This is a genomic window from Rhodococcus sp. IEGM 1409, from assembly GCF_030056735.1.
In the GTDB taxonomy this organism is placed as follows: Bacteria; Actinomycetota; Actinomycetes; order Mycobacteriales; family Mycobacteriaceae; genus Rhodococcus_F.
This window is the reverse complement of the sequence record NZ_JASHKN010000041.1, coordinates 1-230: the sequence shown is the minus strand read 5'-3', so window position 1 is coordinate 230 and position 230 is coordinate 1. Positions and strand designations below refer to the sequence as shown.

Sequence of the window (230 nt, the reverse complement as noted above, 5' to 3'; positions counted from 1 at the left end):
CCACCGCGCGAACCCCGGTTCTCAACGACTACGGGTTTGCCGGGGGCACCCCGGTGCTCCGACCCCCGACACACGCCACCGACGTCATTGGGGCTCTGGCCAGACCACGCCCGATCGCCGACCCCCCCGCCACCGATGCCCACGCGCGATCACGCCGCCCGCGGTACCGTAGCCGCCCGGCCACCGCTCCCGGGCGGGCGGATTGGGAGCCCCCGCCGTACGGCACGTGC

Annotated in this window: 1 protein-coding gene; it reads left to right on the top strand. The window is 75.7% G+C overall.

All coding sequences use genetic code 11. The features are described from left to right. The coding region (locus QM716_RS29185) for a hypothetical protein (RefSeq protein ID WP_283307725.1) at positions 1-230 on the top strand (230 nt) is incomplete at both ends.